The following is a 17,264-nucleotide window of genomic DNA, read 5'->3' on the forward strand; positions in this document are numbered from 1 at the left end:
GCCCGCCGGTTCCCTCACCGGGCCAGCCTCACCGCCTGCACCACTTCCCTCACCACCGCCGGCCTCACCCGCTCCACCGCCGTCCACCACCTCCCTCCCCGGCCTCCACCACCTCCCTCACCGGTCTCCACCACCTCCCTCACCTCCGCCAGTTCCACCACCTCACCGATCGGAACCGTCATGCGACGACGACTCGTCCCCGCCGCCCTGCTGCTGCCCCTGACCCTGCTGCTCGCCGCCTGCGGCGGGAACTCGGCGGCCGAGACCAGTACCGGCTCCGGCACCGACGGCAAGGGCTCCCTCACGCTCAACGTCGGTGACCAGAAGGGAGGTTCCGAGGCCGTGCTGCGCGCCGCCGGCGAACTCAAGGACCTCGACTACAAGATCAAGTGGTCGACGTTCACCTCCGGCCCACCCCTCCTGGAGGCCGTCAACGCCAAGGCCGTCGACATCGGCGGGGTCGGCAACACCCCGCCCGTCTTCGCGGCCGGCGCCCACTCGAAGATCTCGGTGGTGGCCGCCTGGCACGGCAACTCCCAGGGCGAGGCCGTCCTCGTACCGAAGAACTCGCCGCTGCGAAAGCCCGAGGAGCTGAAGGGCAAGTCCATAGCGGTGGCGCAGGGTTCGTCCGCGCACTACCAGTTGGTCGCCTCGCTGAAGGAGGCCGGGCTCACGCCCTCCGACGTGAAGGTCAAGTACCTCCAGCCGGCCGACGCGCTGGCCGCGTTCACCAGCGGCAAGGTCGACGCGTGGGCGGTCTGGGACCCGTACACCTCGCAGGTGCTCCAGGCGAAGCAGGGGCGGATCCTTACCGACGGTGAAGGGGTCGTCAACGGGCTCAACTTCCAGGTGGCGTCGCCGAGCGCGCTCCAGGACAAGAAGAAGGCCGCGGCGGTGAAGGACTATCTGGAGCGGCTGCGGCGCGCCACGGACTGGGTCTACGACCACCCGGCGGCGTGGGCGAAGGTGTGGGCCAAGGACACCGGTCTGCCGTACGACGTGGCGCTGGCCTCGGTGAAGCGCACCAACGCCAGCCGGATCGCGGTCGCCGTCGACAAGCCGCTGATCGCCTCCGAGCAGGCGATCGCCGACACCTTCACCGGTCTGAAACTGCTGCCGGGCAAGGTCGACTTCAGTCGCTTTGTCGACCCGCGGTTCAACGGCGACCTGCCCGCCTCCACCACCGCTCCCCGCGTCTACAAGGAGTCCTCATGACCGTCCACCCGCACTGGTTCCTGCCGACCGGCGGCGACGGCCGGACCCTGGTGGACCGGCACGCCTACAGCGGCAACATCCTCGACCGGTCGCGCCGGCCGAGCGGAGTGCGGGCGCCCGACATCGAGTATCTGGCCCAGATCGCCAAGGCGGCCGAGCAGTTGGGCTTCGAGGCGGTGCTCACGCCGACGGGCACCTGGTGCGAGGACGCCTGGCTGACGACGGTGGCGCTCGCGCAGCACACCGAGCGGCTGAAGTTCCTGGTGGCGTTCCGGCCGGGCGTCATCTCGCCGACGCTCGCGGCGCAGATGGCGGCCACGTATCAGCGGGTCACCCGGGGGCGGCTGCTCCTGAACGTGGTGACCGGCGGCGACTCGGCCGAGCAGCGGCGCTTCGGGGACCACGTGGGGCACGACGAGCGGTACGCCCGCACGGACGAGTTCCTGTCCGTCGTGCGCGGGGTGTGGAGCGGCCGGCCGTTCGACTTCGAGGGCGCCCACTACCAGGTCGAGGGCGGTCTGACGGCGCTGCCGCCGGACCCGCTTCCGGAGATCTTCTTCGGCGGTTCCTCGGCCGCCGCGGGCCCAGTCGCGGCCCGGCACGCGGACGTCTACCTCACCTGGGGCGAGACGCCCGCCCAGGTGAAGGAGAAGACCGACTGGATTCGCGCTCTCGCCGAGCGCGAGGGACGCACCGTCCGGTTCGGCATCCGGCTGCACACCATCTCGCGGGACTCCTCGGCCGAGGCGTGGTCGACCGCGAACCGGCTGCTGGACGATCTCGACGCCGACACCGTCGCGGCCGCGCAGACGGCGCTCGGGCGGAGCGAGTCGGTGGGCCAGCAGCGGATGCTGGCCCTGCACGGCGGCTCGCGCGAGGACCTGGAGATCTCGCCGAACCTGTGGGCGGGCGTCGGCCTGGTGCGCGGCGGCGCGGGTACGGCCCTGGTGGGCAGCCACGCGGAGGTCGCCGACCGGATCGAGGAGTACCACGCGCTGGGCATCGAGCACTTCGTGCTCTCCGGCTATCCGCACCTGGAGGAGGCGTACTGGTTCGGCGAGGGCGTGATCCCGGTCCTGGCGTCGCGCGGACTGCTGTCGTCCCCGGCACCGGGCGGAACCAGCGCCGGAGCCGCATCCACGGACGGCACGACGGCGGGCGGCGCGGCGGGCGGAGTGCCGCTGTTCGTCGCGGGCGGTCGCTGACCCGAGGTCTGTTCGTCGCGGGCGGTCGCTGAGCCGGGATCGGGTTCCTCGACGAGCGGCCGCTGCCCGGGGTCTGCTCCTGGCGGGCGGTCGTCGGCCCGGGTCCCGTCGGGTGGCTCACACCGGGCCGCCCGACGGGAAGATCCCGGAGGCCGGCCCGGTTGGTACAAGCGTGAACGACACAGGGGTACCCGCGCGTGAGGTCGACGTGGTCGTGGTCGGCGCCGGCCAGGCCGGTCTGTCCAGCGCCTATCACCTGCGGCGCACCGGCTTCGAGCCCGGACGGGACTTCGTCGTCCTCGACCACGCGCCGCGCCCGGGCGGCGCCTGGCAGTTCCGGTGGCCCTCGCTGACGTACGGCAAGGTGCACGGGATGCACGCGCTGCCGGGCATGGAGCTGACAGACGCCGACCCGGTCCGTCCTTCCTCCGAGGTCGTCGCGGAGTACTTCGACGCCTACGAGCGCGCCTTCGGCCTGGAGGTGCGGCGGCCCGTCGACGTCCGGGCGGTCCGGGAAGGGCCCGGCGGGCGGCTGCTCGTGGAGACGGACGACGGTACGTGGTCCGCGCGGGCGCTGATCAACGCGACGGGCACCTGGGACCGGCCGTTCTGGCCGCGCTATCCGGGCCAGGAGACCTTCCGGGGACGGCAGTTGCACACGGCCCAGTACCCAGGGCCGGAGGAGTTCGCAGGCCTGCGGGTGGTCGTCGTGGGCGGCGGCGCCTCCGGCACCCAGCATCTGATGGAGATCGCTCCGTACGCCGCCGCGACCACCTGGGTGACCCGGCGTCCCCCGGTCTTCCGGGAGGGCCCGTTCACCGAGGAGTTCGGGCGGGCGGCGGTCGCGCTGGTGGACGAGCGGGTGCGGCAGGGGCTCCCGCCCCGGAGCGTGGTCTCGGTGACCGGGCTGCCGCTGAACGACGCGATCCGCCAGGCGCTGGCCGACGGGGTGCTGGACCGGCGTCCGATGTTCGACCGCGTCGTCCCGGACGGGGTGGAATGGGCGGACGGGCAGCGGGTGGACGCCGACGTGATCCTCTGGGCGACCGGCTTCCGGGCCGCCATCGACCATCTGGCCCCGCTGCGGCTGCGCGAGCCGGGCGGCGGCATACGCGTCGAGGGAACGCGGGTGACCGCCGATCCGCGCATCCACCTGGTCGGCTACGGCCCCTCCGCGAGCACCATCGGCGCCAACCGGGCCGGACGTGCCGCGGTACGGGACATCAAGCGGCTGCTGGCGGGAGCGCCGGCCGCGGCGTGATGTCCCGTACGCGGCTCAGCGGGTCGGCGCGGTGCTGGGCGAGGTGCTCGCGGAGGCGGTCTTGCGGCTCTGGTTGCGGTTGAACTCGGCGACGTTGCGCTGGTGTTCCTCGTAGCTGGCCGTGAAGCGGGTGTCGCCCGGCTTGACCGTGACGAAGTACAGCCAGTCCCCCGCGGGCGGGTTGATCGCGGCCCGCATCGCCTCTTCGCCGGGGTTGGCGATCGGCGTGGGCGGCAGCCCCATCCGCTGGTAGGAGTTGTACGGGCTGTTGAGCCGGGTGTCGTTCTGCGTGGTGTTCAGGGTGGAGCGGTTCAGCGCGTAGTTGATGGTGGAGTCCATCTGCAACGGCATACCGCGCTCCAGCCGGTTGAAGATGACGCGGGCCACCTTCCCCATGTCCGCCGGCGTCGCGGCCTCGGACTGGACGATGCTCGCGATGGTGACGGCCTGGTAGACGTTCATCGCGTTGCGCTGTGCGCCTGCGGCGACCGGCGCGCCGTTGAACTTCTTGTTGGCCGTGTCGACCATGGACCGCAGCAGCGTCTGCGGGGTCGACTTCCTGTCGAGCGGATACGTCGCCGGGAAGAGATAGCCCTCGGGGTTGCCCTCGGCGTCGTCGGGGAGCTTGAGGCCGGCTTTTCCGAGGGACTTCTTGGTGGCGCCGGCGGGCATGCGCAGGGCCTTGTCGACGGCCGCGTAGACCTGGCCGGAGCGCCAGCCCTCCGGGATGACGAGGGACGTGGGGGCCTCGTCCCCGTCGCCCCCCATGCTGAGCAGCGGCACCGCCACGGCGGTGGCCGCCACGACGGCTCCGGTCGCGATGAGGGCGACCCGGCCCCGGCGCGTCAGTCGAATCGTGCTCCGTGGCGGAGTGTTCATCTGCATAACGGGCACGGTAACCCGCTAATGCAGACAAACCCGGCATATCGTCATCTTGTCGGCTCCAGTTGGGCGTCCCGGTGGACGAGGGCGGCGTAGCGACCGTCCTGCTCCAGCAGTTCCTCGTGCGTTCCGCGCTCGACCGCGCGGCCCGCGTCGAGGACGACGATCTGGTCGGCGCCGCGGATCGTGGACAGCCGGTGGGCGATGGTGATCGTGGTGCGGTTGGCCGACAGGGCGTCGATGGCCTCCTGCACGGCGTGCTCCGTACGGGTGTCCAGCGCGCTGGTCGCCTCGTCGAGGACGAGCACCGGCGGGTCGCGCAGGATGGTGCGGGCGATGGCGAGGCGCTGCTTCTCGCCGCCGGAGAAGCGGTGACCGCGCTCGCCGACGACCGTGTCGTACCCGTCGGGCAGGGCGGCGATGTGGTCGTGGATCTGGGCGGCGCGGGCCGCCGCGTGCAGTTCCTCCTCGGTGGCGTCGGGCTTGGCGAAGCGCAGGTTCTCCGCGACCGAGGCGTGGAAGAGGTACGTCTCCTGCGAGACGACGCCGACCGCGCGGGCCAGGGTGTCGAAGTCGAGGTCGCGGACGTCCACCCCGTCCAGGGTCACCCGGCCGCCGGTGACGTCGTAGAGCCGGGGCACGAGATAGCTGAGCGTGGACTTTCCGGAACCGGTCGGTCCGACGACGGCGAGGCTGCCGCCGGCCGGGACGGTGACGTCGATGGCGTCCAGGATCGGGGCGCCCTTGTCGTCGTAGCGGAACTCGACGTCCTCGAAGCGGATCTCGCCCTTGACCTGGTCGAGGTGGACCGGGTTCTCGGGCTCGGTGATGTCGATGGGCAGGTCGAGGTACTCGAAGATGCGCTGGAAGAGCGCGAGCGAGGTCTGGATCTGCACTCCGGTGGACAGCAGGCTGACCGTCGGCCGGAACAGGCCCTGCTGGAGGGAGACGAAGGCGACGAGGGTGCCGATCGAGATGGTCGGCCCGCCGAGCTGGAGGGCGACACCGGCGGTCCAGTAGATGAAGGCGGGCATGGCGGCCATGACGATGCCGATGACGGACATGCGCCAGCGGCCGGCCATGTTCGACCGCACTTCGAGGTCGACCAGGCCCTCGGACTCGTCCGCGAAGGACTTGGTCAGCGAGTCGGAGCGGCCCATGGTGCGGCCGAGCAGGATGCCGCTGACGGAGAGCGACTCGGTGACGGTGGCGGCCATCGCCGCCATCTGCTTCTGCCGCTGGGTGGTGATCCGCTTGCGTTCGTTGCCGACGCGGCGGCTGATCCAGACGAACACCGGGAGCAGGAGCAGCGAGACGACGGTCAGGCGCCAGTCCAGGGCGACCATGGCGACGATCGTGGCGATCACGCTGGTGAGGTTGGAGACCAGGGAGGTCGCGGTGGAGGTGACGGTGGCCTGCATGCCGCCGATGTCGTTGGCGATACGGGACTGCACCTCGCCGGTGCGGGTCCGGGTGAAGAAGGCCAGCGACATGCGCTGGAGACGGCCGTAGACGGCGGTGCGCAGATCGTGCATGACGCGCTGGCCGACGGTCGTGGAGATCAGGGTCTGCAGCACGCCGAAGACGCCGCTGAGGACGGCGCTGAGGATCATGCCGAGCGCGAGCAGGCTCAGCAGACCCGTGCGGCCCTGCGGGATGGCGGTGTCCAGGATCGCCTTGAGCAGGAAGGGCGTGGCGACCGACACCAGGGAGGCGGCGCCGACCAGCAGGCCGACGATCGCCAGACGGCCCCGGTAGGGGCGGAAGAGGCTCAGGATGCGACGCACCTGCCGGGGCTGTTCCCTGTCGGCGGGTGGCGGGTTCCAGGTGATGGTTTCGGGAGGCAATGGACTCCTAGGGAAACGGGGCCGGGAGGGCCCAGGGGGTCTGGCCGGCTGCGGGGCGAGCTGGGGCCCGGTGGCCGGGTCTGCGGTACGGGGTCTGCGAAGGCCTGGGGGTGAAGCAGGGCTGCGGAGCCCCCGGGGCTATGGGGTCATCTTCAGGAATCGGCGACTGACGGAGCCTAGCTCATTGTTACCTATACTCACAATGAACGGCGTCCTGATATTGTTCCCGTATGACCACCCCCGATGCCGACGGCCTGCTCGCCGAGCAGCTCCTGCGCCTCACGCGCCGCGTGCACCGCATCCAGAAACGCCATCTGGAGCAGCGCGAGCTGGGCATCACCCCCGCCCAGTCGCGTCTGCTGCGTACCCTCGCGCACTACAGCTCACCGCCCCGGATGGCCGATCTCGCCGAACGCCTCGAAGTGGTGCCGCGGGCCGTGACGACGCTGGTCGACGGCCTGGAGGCCAGCGGGAAGGTGCGGCGGGTCCCGGATCCCACCAACCGGCGGGTGATCCGCATCGAGGTCACCGAAGAGGGGCGCGCGGCGCTGCGCGAACTGCGCGCCGCGCGCCGTGGCGCCGCGGAGGAGATCCTGGCTCCATTGACGGACGAGCAGCGCGCCGTGCTCGGCGGCCTGCTGGACACACTGGTGGACGGGGTACCCGTGGATGGAGTGGCCTTCGGCGGGGGTCCCGTCGACGGGGTGTCCGGTGGCGAGGGCCGACGGACCGGGGGTACTTGCTGACGCGGGTCGGTGTGTGAGGTCGGCGTCGGCACCGGGTAGGTGCGTGAGGTTGACGCCGGCTCGCCGGGCTCGCGTGCCTGGGCCGGGACGGGCCTGGCGGGATCGCCGGGGTTGTCCGGGTCGGCTGGGTCGGCTGGGTCATCGGTCGGGACGGTTCGGCGCGTCCGCCGGGACGGCTCCGTGCGTCCGCCGACCGGGTACGTCGGCGGGGTGCTCGGTGAGTTCGTGAGCCGGGTACGTCGATGGGCCTTCCGAGGGGTCCGCCGGCCGAGGCACGTCGCTCAGCCGGCCGGCGAGCCCGTCGGACGGGTACGTCGGCGGACCGCTTGATGAGTCCGCCGGTCGGGCACGTCACCCGGCCGTCCGGTGAGCCTGTGAGGAGTGGTGTGCGATGCCCCTGCTGGAGCCCGACCCCGACGCCCTGCGCCCCGAGGCGCACCCCGAGGCACCCGCCTCCGACCGGGTCCCCGACGACCGCGCCGGAGGCACCCCCGAACCCTTGGGCGGCGACCTGACCGCCCTGCTCGGCGCCGGCAAGGTGCTCACCGGGATCTCCGACCTCGTGCGCTACGCCTCGGACGCCAGCCCCTACCGCTTCCTGCCCCGGGTCGTCGTGGTCGCCGAGGACATCGACGACGTCTCGGCCGTCCTGTCGTACGCGCACGGCAAGGGACGCGAGGTCGTGTTCCGGGCGGCCGGAACCTCGCTCAACGGCCAGGCGCAGGGCGAGGACATCCTCGTCGACGTGCGCCGGCACTGGACGGGCGTCGAGATCCTCGACGGCGGCGCGCGGGCCCGTATCGCGCCGGGTACGACGATCGCCCGCGCCAACGCGGCACTCGCCCGGCACGGCCGCGTCCTCGGCCCGGACCCGGCCAGCGCGATCGCCTGCACGGTCGGCGGGGTCGTCGCGAACAACGCCTCCGGGATGACCGCGGGCACCGACCGCAACTCGTACCGCACCCTCGCCTCGCTCACGTTCGTCCTGCCGTCCGGGACCGTCGTGGACACGGCCGAACCGGACGCCGACGAACGGCTCGCCCGCGCCGAACCGGATCTGTGCGCCGGTCTCCTGCGGATCAAATCGGAGATCGAGTCCGACGCCGAGCTGACGGCCCGGATCCGGGCCAAGTACACGATCAAGAACACCAACGGCTACCGTCTGGACGCCTTCCTCGACGGCTCCACGCCCGTCCAGATCCTGCGTGGTCTGATGGTCGGCTCGCAGGGCACGTTCGGCTTCATCTCGGAGGTCGTCTTCGACACGCTCCCGTTGGACCGGCGGGTCACGGCGGGCCTCTTCTTCTTCGGCTCGCTGCCGGCCGCTGCCGCCGCCGTCCCCTTCTTCACCGCCGCGGGCGCCTCGGCCGTCGAGCTGATGGACGGCAACACGCTGCGCGCCTCGGTGAGCGTCGAGGGCGTGCCCGGCGACTGGGCGGATCTGCCCGGACCGACGACCGCGCTGCTCGTCGAGTTCCGCGCCCCGGACGAGGTCACGCAGGAGGCGTACGAGGAGCGGGCGCGCGCCGTACTGGACGGGCTCACGCTGGTCTCCCCCGTGGCGTCGGTGACGAACACCCTCACCCGCGACCAACGGACCGTCGCCGGGTACTGGAAGGCGCGCAAGGCGTTCGTCACGGCGGTCGGCGGCGCGCGCCCGTCCGGTACGACGCTGATCACGGAGGACTTCGCGGTGCCCCCGGAGCGGCTCGCGGAGGCCTGCGAGGCGCTCCTCGCGCTCCAGACCCGGTACGGTTTCGACGCGGCGGTCGCGGGCCACGCCGCGCACGGCAACCTGCACTTCCTGCTCGCCTTCGACGCGTCCCGGGCGGACGACGTGGAGCGCTACGCCGCCTTCATGGACGCGTTCTGCCGGCTCACCGTCGAACGCTTCGACGGCTCCCTGAAGGCCGAACACGCCACCGGCCGCAACATCGCGCCCTTTCTCGAACTCGAATGGGGGCCGGTGGCCACGGAGTTGATGTGGCGGACGAAGCGCCTCATCGACCCGTACGGGGTCCTCGCACCACGCGTCGTCCTCGACCGTGATCCGCGCGCGCATCTGCGGGGACTGAAGACCATCCCGCGCGTCGAGGCGGTCGCCGACCCCTGCATCGAGTGCGGCTTCTGCGAATCGACCTGCCCCAGCCGCGATCTGACGACCACACCGCGTCAACGGATCGTCCTGCGCCGGGAGATGATGCGCCAGCCGGACGGCTCCCCGGTCGAGGAAGGTCTTCTGGACGCCTACGGGTTCGCCGCCGTGGACACCTGCGCGGGCGACTCGACCTGCAAGCTCGCCTGTCCGGTCGGCATCGACACGGGAGCCCTGATGAAGGACTTCCGTCACATCCGTCACTCGCCGCGCGAGGAGCGGGTGGCGGCGCTGGCCGCACGGAACTTCAGGGCGCTGGAAGCCTCGGCGCGGCTGGCCGTCGCCGCCGCGGACCGGATCGGCGACCGCTTCGGTGACCGGTGGGTGAACGCGGTGACGCGGGTGGCGCGCAAGGCGGTGCGCCCGGACCTCGTGCCCGAGTGGCTGCCCGGGATGCCGGGGGCGGCGCCCGCCGCTCTTCCCTCCACCGCGCGGGTGGGCGCCGTCGCCGTGTACTACCCGGCGTGTGTCAACCGCATCTTCGGCAGCCCCGGAGACGTGTCCCTCGCGCGGGCGGTCGTGGCCGTGTCGGAGCGGGCGGGGCGGCCGGTGTGGATCCCGGACGACGTGAAGGGGACGTGCTGCGCGACGATCTGGCACTCCAAGGGATACGACGCGGGCAACGCCGTCATGGCCAACCGTGTCGTCGAGGCCGCCTGGGGCTGGACCGCGGGCGGCCGGCTCCCGCTCGTCGTGGACGCCTCCTCCTGCACCCTCGGCATCGCCCGCGAGGTCGTCCCCTATCTCACCCCGGACAACCGGGAGTTGCACGAGAGTCTGACAGTGGTCGACTCACTCGTCTGGGCGGCGGAGGAACTGCTCCCGCGTCTCACCGTGCACCGCACGGTCGGCTCCGCGGTGCTGCATCCGACGTGCTCCATGCGCCACCTGGGCGACGAGGCGCAGTTGCGCGCGGTGGCCGAGGCCTGCGCCGATGAGGTGGTGGTCCCGGACGACGCCGGGTGCTGCGCCTTCGCGGGCGACCGCGGCATGCTCCACCGGGAACTCACCGAGTCGGCCACCCGCGAGGAGGCGGCGTTCGTGGCCTCCCGCACCTTCGACGCGCACCTGTCGGCGAACCGCATGTGCGAGGTGGGCATGGACCACACGACGGGCCGCGCCTACTACTCCGCCCTGCTGGAGCTGGAGCGCGCGACCCGTGCCCCCGCCGCGTACAAGACGGGCAAGGCGGGCAAGGCAGGCGGGAGTGGGGATTAGGCCTTGAGGTCCGCCTTGTCGCCCATCACCACGACCGGGTGCTGGTCGGGGTCCAGCGTGCGCAGCAGGTACTCCATGCCTGACTTGGGCAGGCTCACACAGGCCGAGGTGCCGCTGCCGTGGTCCAGGTGCAGCCAGATGCCGCCGCCCTTGTCCTGGCCCCACGGGCGGGTGCCGTCGTCCGGCGGGTTGCCCTTGACGCGGTTGTAGTCGATGGCGATGACGTAGTCGAAGTCGTGCCAGTGCGACTTGTCCCAGTAGTGCGGTGCCTGGAAGTCCTCGGACTGCGTGTACGGCAGCCGGGCGCCCGGGTCGTCGAGCACACCGCCCGCGTCGCTGAGCGTGAACATCCCGACGGGGCTGCGCTTGTCGTCCTCGTGGTGGTCGGTCGTCCAGCCCTTCTTGCCGTTGTGCGCGGCCCAGCTGATGGTCTTCTTCCAGTTGGCGCCGGACTTGGTGTACAGCACGGCGGTGGACGTGGCCGAGTCCTTGCCCTCGCCGTAGACCGCCAGGACCTGCCGGGAGTCGGCCGGGATCTTCTTCTGGAGCCGGTCACCGACGTCCGGGATGCGTGTCGGGTCCGCGGGAGGAGCGCTGGTGCGGGCCGCCTTGCCGGCCGATCCCGCGTTCCCCCGCACGTCCTTCGCCCCGCCGTCCGTCGACCCGCCGCAGGCCGCGAGCCCGACGGCGAGAGTCCCGCAGGTCACCGCGGCGAGCCCCGTACGCATCGCACCGTTCATTCGCATGCCGTCCATCCTCGCACCACGTAGCCGACGAATCGTCCTCTCCCACTCCCCGGCCAGTCGCGGCCGATCAGGCCGGATACCCGCTTCCGGCCGGAAAATCGTTTGCCTTTCACCACCGTACGAGGCGAACCTTTCACGGTTTGTTGCCGGTCCCCGCGACCGGCCGGCCTCCGCCCACCGGCGGCCCTCCCCTCACCCGCTTCCCTCACTTCGCCCTCTTTCACCTGACACGAGCCACTGGGACGTCATGCAGATCCAAGACCTTCCGTATCCCGACCCGGGTGTGCCGGACGCCCGCTCGGGTCCCCGATTCCTGTGGTGGCTCGGCCGGAATCAGCTCGGCGGACAGTTCAAGGCCCTGGCCTGGGGTCTGCTGCACTTCGTGGCGGTCTCGGCGCTGCCGTTCTGCGTGGGCCTGGCGGTCCAGTCCGTCATCGACCGCTCCGGCACCCGGCTCGCCCTGACCGGCGGGCTCATGGCGGTGTGCGGCGCGGGCATCGCCCTCGGCGACACCATGCTGCACCGCGCCGCCGTGACCAACTGGATCACCGCCGCCGCGCGCGTCCAGCAACTGCTGGCCCGCCGGACCGCTCTCCTCGGCTCCGCGCTGACCCGGCGCGTCGCGGCGGGCGAGGTGGTCGCGGTCTCGACCGGCGACGTCGAGAAGATCGGCTGGTTCGTCGAGGCCGTGTCCCGGTTCACGGCGGCCGCCCTGACGGTGGTCCTGGTCTGCGTCGGCCTGGTCCTCTACCAGCCCGCGCTCGGCGTCATCGTCGCGGTGGGCGTGCCCGTCCTTGCCCTCGCCGTGCTGCCGCTGCTGCCCCGCGCCACCCGGCGTGCCGACTTCCAGCGGGAGAAGGCGGGCCGGGCCACCGAGCTGGCCTCCGACACCGTCGCGGGTCTGCGCGTGCTGCGCGGCATCGGCGGCGAGGAACTCTTCCTCGACCGCTACCGCCGCGCCTCCCAGCAGGTCCGCCACGCCGCCGTGCGCAGCGCCCGCATGTGGTCCCTGATCGCCGCGATCCAGGTGCTGCTGCCGGGTCTGCTGATGATCGCCGTCGTCTGGCGCGGTGTGCTGCTGGCCCGCGACGGGCGGATCGACGTCGGTGAACTCGTCACCGTGTACAGCGCCGTCATGCTGCTCACCTATCCTCTGCGCCACTTCGAAGAGATCGCGATGGCCTACTCCTTCTCCCGGCCGTCGGCCAAGCGGGCCGCCCGGGTGCTGTCTTTGGAACGCGCCATGGACAGCGAGGGTTCCCTCCCGATGGAGGCCCCGACCGGTGATCTGTACGACCCGGCGACCGGCCTCCTCGCGCCGGCCGGCCGGCTCACCGCCGTGGTGTGCGGCGACCCGGACGCGGCGGGGCTGCTCGCCGAACGGCTCGGCGGCCACCCGTCCGAGCACAGCGCCGAGCGGACAGCCGAGCGCACCGCCGAGCGGACAGTCGAGGGAGGCGTCGAGGACGTGGCCGTCGGCGGCTCGGTGCTGCTCGGGAAGGTGCCGCTGGACGAACTCCCCCTGGAGTCCGCGCGCACGGCCGTCCTCGTCCAGGACAAGGACCCGGTACTGCTGTCCGGTTCCCTGCGCGAACTGCTCGACGTGCCCGCCTCCGGTCTCGTCAGCGCCCGAGCGGCGCTGGAGGCCGCGCAATGCGGTGACGTGCTGGACGCGCTCACCCAGGGCTCGCTGGACGCCGAGGACCCGATGGACGCCCGGATCACCGAGCGCGGACGCTCCCTTTCGGGCGGCCAGCGCCAGCGGCTCGCCCTGGCGCGGTCCCTGATCACGGACCCGGAGGTGCTCGTCCTGGACGAGCCGACGTCCGCGGTCGACTCACACACCGAGGCCAGGATCGCCGAGGGACTGCGCTCGCTGCGGGCCGGCCGCACGACGGTCGTGTTCACCTCCTCGCCGCTGCTTCTCGACCACGCTGACCGGGTGGTCCTCGTCCACGAGGGCCGGGTCGCCGCGGTGGGAGCGCACCGCGAACTGGTACGCGACGAGCCCCTGTACCGGGCCGTGGTGACCCGGGAGACCGATGAGGAAGCCGCCGCCGAGGCAGCCGCCCGGGCCCCTCTCGGCGACGTGACCCCCGACGACGAAGCCGTGCTTACCGGCGTACTGGAAGAAATCGAGGAGACCGCATGATCGGCGTGGCGCCCCCGGCCTACGACCCGGCCGCCCCGACGACGGCGACCACCCTGCCCGTCGGCGCGCCCGCGACCGTACGCGCCTACGTGACCGAACTGTTCCGACGCCATCGCACGGCCTTCCTCCTGCTGATCGGCGTCAACACCGTGGCCGTCGTGGCCTCGATGGCCGGGCCCTACCTGCTGGGCGCGGTCGTCGAGCGGGTCACCGACCACACCCGCGACCTCCATCTGGAGCGCACCGCCGCGCTGTTCGTCCTCGCGCTCGTCGTCCAGGCGGTGTTCGTACGCCAGGTGCGGCTGCGCGGCGCCGTGCTCGGCGAGCGGATGCTGGCCGATCTGCGGGAGGACTTCCTCGTGCGGTCGGTCGGACTGCCGCCCGGCGTGCTGGAACGCGCCGGGACGGGTGATCTGCTGTCCCGCATCACCACCGATATCGACCGGCTCGCCAACGCCATGCGCGAGGCCGTGCCCCAGCTCGCCATCGGTGTGGTGTGGGCGGCGCTGCTGCTCGGCGGACTCGCCGTGACGGCTCCGGCCCTCGCGCCCGCTGTCCTCCTCGCCGTCCCGCTGCTGGTCGTCGGCTGCCGCTGGTACTTCAAACGGGCGCCCGCCGCCTACCGGTCGGAGGCCGCCGGCTACGCCGCCGTCGCCGCCGTCCTCGCCGAGACCGTCGACGCCGGACGCACCGTCGAGTCGCACCGGCTGGGCGAGCGCCGCATCGATCTGTCGGACCGCCGCGTCAAGGAGTGGACTGCGTGGGAGCGGTACACCCTCTGGCTCCGGTCGGTCCTCTTCCCGGTCGTCAGCATCACGCATGTGACCGTCCTCTGCTCGGTGCTGATGATCGGCGGGGTCTTGGCCCTCCAGGGCTGGATCGGCGTGGGCCAGCTGACGACCGGTGCGCTGATCGCGCAGATGCTCGTCGACCCGGTGGGCCTGATCCTGCGCTGGTACGACGAACTGCAGGTCGCCCAGGTCTCCCTGGCACGCCTCGTCGGTGTCCGCGACATCGAGCCGGCCGCGGGCGACCCAGCGGTGGCGCCGGAGGGGCGGGACGTGCACGCCGACGGGGTGCACTTCGGCTACCGCGCGGGCGTCGACGTGCTCCGTGACGTCACGCTGGCCGTCCCGCCCGGCACCCGGGTCGCCCTGGTCGGCCCGTCCGGGGCGGGCAAGTCCACGCTGGGCAGGCTGCTCGCCGGTATCTACGCGCCCCGGGACGGCCGGATCACGCTCGGCGGCGCCGAACTCTCCAGGATGCCCGCCGAGGACGTCCGCTCCCACGTGGCCCTCGTCAACCAGGAACACCACGTCTTCGTGGGTTCCCTGCGCGACAATCTGCTCCTCGCCGTCCCCCGCTCCCGGCATCGCCCGGCCGAGGCGACGCCCACGGCCGCTCCCGTGGGCACGGGCGACGCCGCCGACACCGACGGGACCGTGGACGCCGTCGACGCCCGGCTGTGGGCGGCTCTCGGCGCGGTGGACGCCGATGGCTGGGCCAGAGCGCTGGACGACGGGCTGGACACCGAGGTCGGGTCCGGCGGGTTCACGCTCACACCTGCCCAGGCGCAGCAGATCGCGCTGGCCCGGCTCGTCCTCGCGGACCCGCACACGCTGGTCCTGGACGAGGCGACCTCCCTGCTCGACCCCCGTGCGGCGCGCCATCTGGAACGCTCCCTCGCCCGTGTCCTGGACGGCCGCACCGTGATCGCGATCGCCCACCGGCTGCACACCGCCCACGACGCGGACGTCATCGCCGTGGTCGAGAACGGCCGGATCAGCGAGCTGGGCAGCCACGACGAGCTGGTGGCGGCGGACGGCGCCTACGCGGCCCTGTGGCGGTCCTGGCACGGGTGAGCCGAGGGCGGCTGAAGTGGGGGCGGGTGCGCCGGGGTGGGCTGTGCCGGGGCGGCCTGTGGCGGGGTGACCCCGTCGCCGGCCCGTGCGGCGCCGCTGGTCCGGTGCTGTGGCGTTGCGCGGTGCCGACGGGGGGTGGAAGTCTGGATGTGGACACCCGCTCGGGGGACCTCCGGGAACCACCCGGTTCGCGTGGGGCGACAGCCGTGTCCCGTGGTCCGCGCGTCCGTCGTCGCATCCGGCGGAGCCGGTCCCCGTCCGCACCCCCTGGAGGTACTCGTGGACAGCGCCGACGGATGGGGAGACGACGTCTACCAGCCCGACGGGTCCGAGGTACAGGACGACGCCGGACTGCTCGACGCGGAGGACACCCTCGTCAGCGACGGCGTCGGCGACCCGCTGGACCGCGGCTGGTCCCCTCCGGAACGCCCCTGGGCGGTCGAGCACCAGGGGGTGACCGCGGCGGAGGCCGTCGCGGGCGAGACCCTGGAGCAGCGCCTGTCGGAGGAACTGCCCGACATCGCCGCCTCCGACGGTGACGGCATCGGCGACTGCGAGGACACCGACGGCGAGCCCCTCGACAACGAGGTGGGCGACCTCCGCTCCGGACGTCTGGTGGCACCGGACGAAGGAGCGCACGAGGATGAGGAGAGCGGGCTCGTCGCGACGGACATCGGCATCGACGGCGCCGCGGCCTCGGCCGAGGAGGCCGCCATGCACATCGTCGACGAGGACTCCGTGTCCGGCTGACCGGCCCCCGGAGCAGGTCACTCCCCAAAAGGAGCATCCATGCAGCAGGACAAGCAGCCCGACTACCACCCGGTGGTCTTCCGCGACCGCAGCGCCGGTTACGCCTTCCTCACCCGGTCCACGGCCACGAGCGAGCGGACCATCGAGTGGGACGACGGGGAGACCTACCCGGTCGTCGACGTCGAGATCTCCTCGGAAAGCCACCCCTTCTACACCGGCAAGGCCCGCACCGTGGACTCCGAGGGCCGCGTCGCCCAGTTCGAGCGCCGGTACGGAGGCGGCGCCCAGGGCTCCGACGGGGCCGGGTCCGCCTGACCCGCGAGAAGCGAGCCATCCCCCGAATCGGCCGCCCGTGGGGCCATGCCTCAGATGAAGTTCAGGGCGGCCGCGCACCCAACGCCGCCGAGCAGCATGAAGACGGGCATCAGCACCTTCAGCTCGACCCAGCTTCCGGCGCGGAAGCGCATCACCTTCGGCGGCCCGATCGGGTACCAGCGCTTGCGGCCGATCGGGATGGGCCACAGGATCGGGCAGCCGGAGACCGTGAGCGCGTCCCCGATGTCGTGCACCAGCGCGCCGAGGACGATGGGCAGGCCGAGCCAGAGGTACTCCTGGCCCGGGTCGGTGAACAGCCAGTGCGCGCCGTTGCCCGGCTTGTCCAGTATTCCGGCCAGGATCCAGGCGCTCGTCGCGGCAAGGAGCCAGACGAGGACGTCGCTGCTGGAGCCGCGGGCAGCCCGCCACAGCAGTCCCTCGATGGCGAGCACCATGTGTACGAAGAGGATGGCGAGGACCGCCCAGCGGCCGCCGGTGATCGCCAGCACCGAGCTGCCCGCGCCTATCAGCACCGCCCACAGCCAGGTGTGCGTCAGCGTGCGGTGGCCGCCGGAGCGCCGGGGGTCGCCCTGCTTCTTGGTCCCCTTGTAGACCGCGTACGACAGCTTGTCGACGATCTCGCACAGCCACCGTGACACCGGTCCGAAGGCCCGCGAGATGGTGGCGGCCTTGTGGTCGAGGTCCGGGGCGAGCGCGGCACCCGCGCAGATCAGCGCGCCGACCAGGAGGACCGGCCAGGGCATCGTGTGGCCGGCCGCGGCGGCGGCCGCTCCGACGCCGAGCCAGGCCGCGGCCCCCGACAGTGAGTGTGCTGGTCCCATCATGGCCGTACCCCGCCCCATTCCTCTTGTGCCGCTGTCCAGTTGCCCGTGCGCGCTGACGCGTCGTC

At 72.2% G+C, this 17,264-nt stretch carries 14 protein-coding genes; 9 read left to right on the plus strand and 5 right to left on the minus strand.

Going from position 1 to position 17,264, the window contains the following annotated elements; genetic code table 11:
* Positions 1-14: 14 nt before the first annotated feature.
* Positions 15-182, minus strand: a complete 168-nt coding sequence (locus tag AB0912_RS12100; RefSeq protein ID WP_366698417.1) for a hypothetical protein — start codon at positions 180-182, stop codon at positions 15-17.
* Here AB0912_RS12100 and AB0912_RS12105 point away from each other — a divergent pair.
* The 3 genes from AB0912_RS12105 to AB0912_RS12115 all read left to right on the plus strand — a co-directional run bounded on the left by AB0912_RS12105 (position 181) and on the right by AB0912_RS12115 (position 3,681).
* Positions 181-1,215, plus strand: coding sequence for an ABC transporter substrate-binding protein (locus AB0912_RS12105; RefSeq protein ID WP_366698419.1), 1,035 nt, complete (start codon positions 181-183; stop codon positions 1,213-1,215). The genes AB0912_RS12100 and AB0912_RS12105 overlap by 2 nt on opposite strands.
* Positions 1,212-2,420: an LLM class flavin-dependent oxidoreductase gene (locus tag AB0912_RS12110; protein WP_366698421.1), complete on the plus strand. Its 1,209-nt coding sequence runs from the start codon at positions 1,212-1,214 to the stop codon at positions 2,418-2,420. Before AB0912_RS12105 ends, AB0912_RS12110 begins: the two co-directional genes overlap by 4 nt.
* 172 nt (positions 2,421-2,592) lie before the next feature.
* On the plus strand, positions 2,593-3,681 hold the full coding sequence (locus tag AB0912_RS12115) for an NAD(P)-binding domain-containing protein (RefSeq protein WP_366698423.1): 1,089 nt from the start codon (positions 2,593-2,595) through the stop codon (positions 3,679-3,681).
* A 15-nt stretch (positions 3,682-3,696) separates the two neighbouring features.
* Here AB0912_RS12115 and mltG read toward each other — a convergent pair whose 3' ends face one another.
* Complete coding sequence (gene mltG, locus AB0912_RS12120) at positions 3,697-4,566, minus strand: endolytic transglycosylase MltG (protein WP_366698425.1); 870 nt, start codon at positions 4,564-4,566, stop codon at positions 3,697-3,699.
* Between the two features lie 44 nt (positions 4,567-4,610).
* A complete protein-coding gene (locus AB0912_RS12125) occupies positions 4,611-6,410 on the minus strand; it encodes an ABC transporter ATP-binding protein (protein WP_366698427.1) in 1,800 nt (599 codons plus the stop codon).
* Positions 6,411-6,640: 230 nt separating this feature from the next.
* Between AB0912_RS12125 and AB0912_RS12130 the strand changes: the two genes are divergently transcribed.
* Complete coding sequence (locus AB0912_RS12130) at positions 6,641-7,156, plus strand: MarR family transcriptional regulator (protein WP_366698429.1); 516 nt, start codon at positions 6,641-6,643, stop codon at positions 7,154-7,156.
* A 391-nt stretch (positions 7,157-7,547) separates the two neighbouring features.
* Positions 7,548-10,529 carry an FAD-binding and (Fe-S)-binding domain-containing protein gene (locus AB0912_RS12135; RefSeq protein ID WP_366698430.1) on the plus strand — a complete coding sequence of 994 codons (2,982 nt, stop codon included), beginning with the start codon at positions 7,548-7,550 and terminating at the stop codon, positions 10,527-10,529.
* Here AB0912_RS12135 and AB0912_RS12140 read toward each other — a convergent pair.
* Positions 10,526-11,269 carry a L,D-transpeptidase family protein gene (locus AB0912_RS12140; protein ID WP_366698544.1) on the minus strand — a complete coding sequence of 248 codons (744 nt, stop codon included), beginning with the start codon at positions 11,267-11,269 and terminating at the stop codon, positions 10,526-10,528. The two genes, AB0912_RS12135 and AB0912_RS12140, sit on opposite strands and share 4 nt — an antisense overlap.
* Before the next feature lie 253 nt (positions 11,270-11,522).
* Here AB0912_RS12140 and AB0912_RS12145 point away from each other — a divergent pair, with 253 nt between their 5' ends.
* The 4 genes from AB0912_RS12145 (at position 11,523) to AB0912_RS12160 (ending at position 16,354) form a co-directional block, all read left to right on the plus strand.
* Entirely contained in the window at positions 11,523-13,427 is a 1,905-nt protein-coding gene (locus tag AB0912_RS12145; RefSeq protein ID WP_366698431.1) for an ABC transporter ATP-binding protein, read from the plus strand.
* Complete coding sequence (locus tag AB0912_RS12150) at positions 13,424-15,289, plus strand: ABC transporter ATP-binding protein (protein WP_366698433.1); 1,866 nt, start codon at positions 13,424-13,426, stop codon at positions 15,287-15,289. Before AB0912_RS12145 ends, AB0912_RS12150 begins: the two co-directional genes overlap by 4 nt.
* 279 nt (positions 15,290-15,568) lie before the next feature.
* Positions 15,569-16,039 carry a DUF5709 domain-containing protein gene (locus AB0912_RS12155; RefSeq protein WP_366698435.1) on the plus strand — a complete coding sequence of 157 codons (471 nt, stop codon included), beginning with the start codon at positions 15,569-15,571 and terminating at the stop codon, positions 16,037-16,039.
* 39 nt (positions 16,040-16,078) lie between these two features.
* Entirely contained in the window at positions 16,079-16,354 is a 276-nt protein-coding gene (locus AB0912_RS12160) for a type B 50S ribosomal protein L31 (protein ID WP_366698437.1), read from the plus strand.
* Between the two features lie 50 nt (positions 16,355-16,404).
* Here the strand turns inward: AB0912_RS12160 and AB0912_RS12165 are convergent, their stop codons facing one another.
* Positions 16,405-17,199 carry a metal-dependent hydrolase gene (locus AB0912_RS12165; RefSeq protein WP_366698439.1) on the minus strand — a complete coding sequence of 265 codons (795 nt, stop codon included), beginning with the start codon at positions 17,197-17,199 and terminating at the stop codon, positions 16,405-16,407.
* Positions 17,200-17,264: the final 65 nt, after the last annotated feature.

The organism is Streptomyces sp. NPDC007084 (assembly GCF_040703595.1).
In the GTDB taxonomy this organism is placed as follows: domain Bacteria; phylum Actinomycetota; class Actinomycetes; order Streptomycetales; family Streptomycetaceae; genus Streptomyces.